At 25.2% G+C, this 5,818-nt stretch carries 9 protein-coding genes; 1 reads left to right on the plus strand and 8 read right to left on the minus strand.

Features of this window, described 5'->3' with window-relative positions; all coding sequences use genetic code 4:
• The coding region (locus EHV01_RS02660; RefSeq protein ID WP_422066081.1) for a hypothetical protein at positions 1–247 on the plus strand (247 nt) is incomplete at its 5' end.
• A gap of 13 nt (positions 248–260) precedes the next feature.
• Here the strand turns inward: EHV01_RS02660 and EHV01_RS02665 are convergent.
• From EHV01_RS02665 to EHV01_RS02700, 8 genes are all read right to left on the minus strand, one after another.
• The gene (locus tag EHV01_RS02665; RefSeq protein WP_400249255.1) at positions 261–803 is read right to left on the minus strand and encodes a lipoprotein; all 543 of its coding nucleotides are present in this window, start codon (positions 801–803) and stop codon (positions 261–263) included.
• A 658-nt stretch (positions 804–1,461) separates the two neighbouring features.
• Positions 1,462–1,677 carry a hypothetical protein gene (locus EHV01_RS02670; protein WP_422066082.1) on the minus strand — a complete coding sequence of 72 codons (216 nt, stop codon included), beginning with the start codon at positions 1,675–1,677 and terminating at the stop codon, positions 1,462–1,464.
• A gap of 29 nt (positions 1,678–1,706) precedes the next feature.
• On the minus strand, positions 1,707–1,937 hold the full coding sequence (locus EHV01_RS02675) for a hypothetical protein (RefSeq protein ID WP_422066083.1): 231 nt from the start codon (positions 1,935–1,937) through the stop codon (positions 1,707–1,709).
• A 260-nt stretch (positions 1,938–2,197) separates the two neighbouring features.
• Positions 2,198–2,437, minus strand: a complete 240-nt coding sequence (locus EHV01_RS02680) for a M20/M25/M40 family metallo-hydrolase (RefSeq protein WP_422066084.1) — start codon at positions 2,435–2,437, stop codon at positions 2,198–2,200.
• 10 nt (positions 2,438–2,447) lie between these two features.
• Complete coding sequence (locus EHV01_RS02685; protein WP_422066085.1) at positions 2,448–2,771, minus strand: hypothetical protein; 324 nt, start codon at positions 2,769–2,771, stop codon at positions 2,448–2,450.
• Between the two features lie 98 nt (positions 2,772–2,869).
• Positions 2,870–3,949 carry a radical SAM family heme chaperone HemW gene (hemW, locus tag EHV01_RS02690; protein ID WP_422066086.1) on the minus strand — a complete coding sequence of 360 codons (1,080 nt, stop codon included), beginning with the start codon at positions 3,947–3,949 and terminating at the stop codon, positions 2,870–2,872.
• Between the two features lie 104 nt (positions 3,950–4,053).
• Positions 4,054–4,812 carry a hypothetical protein gene (locus EHV01_RS02695; RefSeq protein ID WP_422066087.1) on the minus strand — a complete coding sequence of 253 codons (759 nt, stop codon included), beginning with the start codon at positions 4,810–4,812 and terminating at the stop codon, positions 4,054–4,056.
• The gene (locus EHV01_RS02700; protein ID WP_422066088.1) at positions 4,803–5,636 is read right to left on the minus strand and encodes a hypothetical protein; all 834 of its coding nucleotides are present in this window, start codon (positions 5,634–5,636) and stop codon (positions 4,803–4,805) included. The genes EHV01_RS02695 and EHV01_RS02700 overlap by 10 nt, the downstream gene beginning before the upstream one ends.
• Positions 5,637–5,818 lie beyond the last annotated feature (182 nt).

Raw genomic sequence — 5,818 nt, forward strand, 5'->3', positions numbered from 1 at the left:
WAAAAAACATCAAACTTCGTTGAATAAAGAAGCGGGTATAATCAATCGTGTAACATGAATAAGAAAAATGTTTGTCCAAGGCAAAATATATGGCATATTAGATAATTTCCCATTTTTAGATAAGTGTATTAGTGAATTAAAGTTTAGCGATACCAAAACAAACACACCCGATAGTAAAATGTACCACGACCCGTATAATGCGTTATTTTATAGTTCATATCCATATCGTTTTAAAATGGGAATATAAAAAATTAATTAACTTATTCCAAATTTCTAAATTTAATACTTATATATGGTGTTTCTCCTGAAAATAAATTTTTATTTTTAGAAAATATTTTAAAATATATTGTTCTTCAATATTTTTTCATATCTATTGTTTTTAAAATATCATTAAAATTACGTGAATTATAAACAACAATATTATAATCATTTATTGTAATTTCTTTTTTTACAAAATTAAACATTTTTAAGATAATAGGATTTATATTTTCTAATATTTCTTGTGATGTAACATTGTTTTTATCTTTTATGTTTTGTAACACCATATTACATTGATAATTATTTTCAGGTTTAGATTCACTACTGTTTATAATTTCATTTATTTTATTTAAATTTATTTTTTCATCTTGAATATTAAAAATATTAATACATTTATTATTATTTAATACAGTATGTGAGCTTGGTTTTTCTTTTTCTTCTTTTAATTCATATTTATTATATTGTGGTTTATTACAAGCAACTAAACTGATTGTGCTTGTTCCAATTAAAGTGATTGTTCCTAAAAGACTTAATATTTTTTTCATAGTTGATAATTCATGTTCCTTTAATATTTTTTATAATTACTATATCTAAAACAATTTAATTATATCAAAAAAATAATTATTTACCACATTTTCTATCGCCGTCATTGATCGTAAATCATTTATCATCTATTTTTTGAATATGTAAATTGTACTATGAAGTGTAGCACTTTATAAACTGTAAAATCAAGCTTTTTAAATTTGTAAAGATTTTTTATAAAAATTAAAGCAAAAATATCTTTTATTTTATGGCTTATTTTAGTTAATTAATTACTAAAATAACTATTAAGCTTAAAAATAAGGTTTTCATTCATATAAAAAGTGCTACATTTGCATTTACAATTTACAATATGTAAATTGTACTATGAAGTGTAGCACTTTATAAACTGTAAAATCAAGCTTTTTAAATTTGTAAAGATTTTTTATAAAAATTAAAGCAAAAATATCTTTTATTTTATGGCTTATTTTAGTTAATTAATTACTAAAATAACTATTAAGCTTAAAAATAAGGTTTTCATTCATATAAAAAGTGCTACATTTGCATTTACAATTTACAATAATAATTATTTTTTATTTGTGAAAAAGATGAATAGATATCATTATTTAAATTAAGGACTACGCTATTTTTTTGCTAACAAAGGAATCGCTTTTGTATAAATTTCTAACATTTTTTTAAATCATCAAGCTTAACATACTCATTATAAGAGTGCATTGTTGATTCATTAATAACAAATTCAGCGCCAAATGCCACACAATTTGGCATTGCTTTAGCATATGTTCCACCACCGATTGCTACAGGTTTTGTGTGGGTATCACCAGTCACCTCCTCTTGGTAAACTTTCATAATATTTTTAATCATTAGACTATTAACTGGCATATAAAGTGCTTCTTGCCAAGAAATATTTGTTAATTCCAAGTTATATTTTTTAATTCTGCTGTTAATGGTTTTTGTACATCAGGTAATTTATATGAAATTGGAACGCGCATATTTAAAGTTAAGCGTGTTTTTTCTTGATTAATTTCAACTATTCCATTATTAACAATTAATAATCCGGTTTCATCTTTCATATCTGGGAAAAGATGACCAAAATGAAAATTATTATATAAATGTTTTTTTTTTGCAAAATTTGCAATCATTGAATTATTATTTAATTCAGCATATGTTGCTAAAGTAATTAAAGCAGCATTGATTCCTCGCTCTGGTAAACTACCATGTGAAGATTTTCCTTTAACAATTAAGCAATCATTTTCTACCTTTGTTTCAATATTTTTTTTGTTCTAATTTAGTTTTAATATCATCCAAATATGGACCTTGGTAACTAACAACATCAGCAACAGAATTATACGCTTCACCACCTATTAATGTGAATGACTCACCTTTATCAATGATATCAGCATTAATAATTCCTTTTTCAGCATATACAACAGGAAATTCTCCATCTGGCGTATATCCTAAGGCAAGGTACTCCCTCTGTTTCCATATAAGCTTTAATTGACGCTCAATCTGTTTCTTCTGTTAAACCAAAAATTAAACGAATCGTATAATCTGGACGATAATTATGATCTTTTAAATATTTTAAAGCATACAAATTAATAATTGTCGGACCTTTGTCATCAATTGCTCCTCGACCAAACAATTTATTATCTTTAAATTTGTGGTTTAAATGGTTCAAACTCTCACTTGTTAAAATCACCTGACGGAACAACATCTAAATGTCCTAAAATCGCAAAAATTTCTGAACCAGAACCATATTCAACATAACCATAACGATTTTCTGAATCTTGATATGTTTTGAAACCTAATTCTGTTCCTAACTTAATGACATATTCTAAAACTTTTTTTGTTCCTTCACCAAATGGTGCTTCTGGTTTTTCTTCACTACGAACTGAAGGAATTCGAATAATATCCTGAATTTTTTGTAAAGCTTCATCAAAGTATTCTGTTAGTAATTTATCAACATTAATTTCCATAATTTTCTTCCTTTCTTATAGTTTTAATCTCTTATATTTTCTTAATTATCAATTCTAATTATTCACAGTTCTTCTTTAGTTACATTATAGCATAAGTCTTAATCCATAATATTAACTAAAATATCATTTAAAATATTTAAACCTTGGCTTGTACAACGTAAATGATTATTATCAAAAACTAAATTATTTTTTTGTACTTCTACATCAATTTTCTTTTGATAGTAATCTACTGCTGCTTTTGCATCTCTAACCTTTGTTAAATCAATGCCATTTAAAACACGTAATCCCATCATTAAAATTTGAAAATAATAATCCTTTACCGACAATTCTGTTTTAGTTTGTGTTCAGTTAGCATATTTTCGCGAATTCTGTAATAAATAGTAACCATCATTATTAATAAAACCAGCTGCACTAGGGCCAAGCAGTCAAAAAGACTTATTAGTTCAATACGCTAAATTATGTTGTGATTTTTTGTTGTTATTAGTATAATTTGAAATTTCGTATCTTTCATAACCTATTTTAGTTAATGCAGTATTAATAATTTCATCAAATGCAATATCATACTCTGGTAATTTAAGTTTTGTTTTACCCCAATATGAATTTTTTTTTAAAATTAATGAATATCAACTAATATGATCAGGTTGTAATTTTTGAATTATTAACAAATCTCCCTCAATATCAGGTTGTGTTTGATCAAATAAATTATAAATTAAGTCAAACGAAATATTATCAAAACCTTCTTGACGAGCTAAGTAATAACTATTAACAACAGCAGCACTATTATGATAACGATTAACTTTTTTTAATAACTGATCATTAAAAGTTTCAACACCAATTGAAAGACGGTTAATCTGATATTTCTTTAAAAGTTGTAATTGACTTTTTGTAATTTTTTCTGGATTTAACTCAATTGTATATTCCATTATTGGGTTTTGCACAACTTTTTGTAATAGTTGTAATAGTTGTTCTAATTGATTATCATCTAAACTATTTGGTGTTCCTCCTCCCAAATAAATTGTTTTTAAAGCAAAATCAGGATGGGGTTGAGCAATCTCATGTGCTAATGAAGTTAAATATTCTTCAATCATTATTGGGCGTGATTTTTTAATTTTAAAAAAATCACAATAAAAACAAATATGATCGCAAAAAGGAATATGTACATATAAATGTTCAATCATTGTTAATCCTCACTTCTTTTATATTTTAATAATATAGATTTATAATTTCAAGTGCAACAATTATATGTTTTTTAATAATTAAATTAAAAGATTTCATTTAAAAATTAACCAACCTCAAATTCAATTATTTGCAAAAATGAATATTCACCATTATTAATAATCATTTCTTCCTTGTTTGGAACAATAAAAAAGCAATAGTCAAAGTCATTCATTAATAATATGCTATTTTTAGTATATTTATTTATATTTGCAAACTTTGTTAATAATTTTACAGTAAAAGATTTTTCAGTTTTATTAATTAGATTAATTGTATTTCCAGAATCACTACTACTAGAACGATTAATCGATAATAGTTTTAGATTTGAATTTGTTTTACTGTTAAAAAAATTAATAATAGGTCTAAAAATTGAAGTGATATGAATTCCTTTTGAGTTTTGTTCTAAAACACTAGCAACTTCAAGTACCTTATCAAAAGTCGCTTGGTTCACCTTAAAAACCAAACGATGATTCTCATAATATGTTTCTAATTTAAAATAATGTCAAAACTCCATTACTATTTTTGCAAATTTCTCAAGCTGAAAATTAAAGAGATTTTTTTCTACTAAAACTTTAACCTCTTGTTCTAGTTTTATGGAAGTCCGCAAATGTTTAAATGGTAAACCTTCAAGTATAAATTTTTCTACTGTCATAGTTCCAATTTTAATTGCAACATAAGAATCTTCGTACTCAGTTACTTTTTTTAGAATATATGTTTCTTTATAAAAATTTAACAAATTTTCTGGTGTTAATTTCATTGGGTCATATCCCTTGCCGGCTCATGCTAAAACAGAATCCTTTTTAAAGGACATAGAATCTAAATTCATAAAAAACTATTTTTATAATCGAATAAATTACTACCAAAAAATAAAATATTTTCATTCTTTAAAGCCTCCCTAACAATGAGTCAAATTATCTTGCTAGGATTTCATTCATAACTATATTTTCTCACTCTAATTTGAAATTTTTGATCTTTTAAAACTTTATTAACAAACATAGTAAAATACTCCTCAATATTATCCTGAAGCTTACTTAAAACATCTAAATCATTAGTTATAACTACTAGAGCATTAATCTTATCTCTCGCTGGCAATCCTTTAAATCTCACTTCATAATCAATATTAACTTGCACTGTAATTCCCAATACCTCTTGTGGAGTATCTTTTAATAACCTCCCGATGTTATCAAAATTAATATTATACAAAGTAAATAAAATATTATCCTCATCTAAAAACAACGGCATTGTATCAACATAATAATTTGAATAGCGATATCGTAAACTTTGATTCAAATTAGCAAACTCTACTTTAAAACCAGTAAGCAACTGTGTTAAAAAACGATATTTACTAATTCTTTCATCCGTCAATGTCAAACCATCATTCTCTTTTTTTAACTCATCAACTAACTCTGCAACAAATGGTATTTGATCCGGATAATCATTAATATCAATTGTTGCCTTTGTATCCCACCACGCTTCAAAAGTTTGCTTTACTTCCTTTTTTATATCATTTAAAATACCAATATCTTGATTATGATCTAATTCATCTTTTTCATCACGTTCACGCTTTCCTCGCGCGGTACAACTAGCCACCCCAAACACACTACCACTACCTAACACAAAAGCACTAAAAATGGTTAATAACCGTTTCATCAATATGCCAACTTCTTCCAATAAGATACTTATTACTTATTATTATATTAGACTTCTTGCATAACCTATTAAAATAATTGCTTTAATTTTGTCGAAAACTCTTGATATTTATAAAATATACCTAAAATTAGGTATATTTTTAATATATGGAGGTAAATAATTAATGAAAAAAATAATTAWAA

Origin of the sequence: Spiroplasma sp. hy2, from assembly GCF_044714365.1 — a bacterium.
Classification (GTDB): Bacteria; Bacillota_I; Bacilli_A; order Mycoplasmatales; family Mycoplasmataceae; genus Spiroplasma; species Spiroplasma phoeniceum.